1 protein-coding gene is annotated in these 469 nt (G+C 67.4%); it reads right to left on the minus strand.

Annotated elements, in window-relative coordinates:
- Positions 1–57: 57 nt before the first annotated feature.
- The coding region (locus ACLF5H_RS32965; RefSeq protein ID WP_421679688.1) for a transposase at positions 58–469 on the minus strand (412 nt) is incomplete at its 5' end.

A 469-nucleotide genomic window follows, 5' to 3' on the forward strand; every position in this document is an offset into this window, starting at 1 on the left:
CCTAAGCGTTGTCCCGTAAATGATCTAGGGCGTGTGCGTTGACCTGTCTGTTCGTCGTCACCCGGCGAGGGTGAGGTTGTGCAGGCGGGCGATGCCGAGCATCGCGTGGTGGACGCCGTCGCCCTTGAGGCGGCAGTCGCGGGGGATCTTCCAGGGCTTCATCCGGGCGAAGGCGTGCTCGACGCGGGCGCGGACCTTGCGGTGGGAGGCGTTGTGTTTCTTTTTCCATGCCTCCAGTTCGCTCTGGCCGGGTTCGCGGCGGTGCGGGATGAGCAGGCCGGTGCCCCGGTAGCCGCCGTCCGCGATGACCGTGGTCTTGCCGACGGCGGCCTTCGCTCCGGACAGATGCCACGCCTTGCAGTCGTTGCGGTTGCCGGGCAACGGCCGGCCGACCGCGACGACCAGCCGAGTATCGGCGTCGATGACGACCTGGTGGTTGGTCGAGTAACCGTCCACGATCAGCACGGTG

This window comes from Streptomyces sp. LaBMicrA B280, assembly GCF_049222185.1.
GTDB classification, from domain to species: domain Bacteria; phylum Actinomycetota; class Actinomycetes; order Streptomycetales; family Streptomycetaceae; genus Streptomyces; species Streptomyces murinus.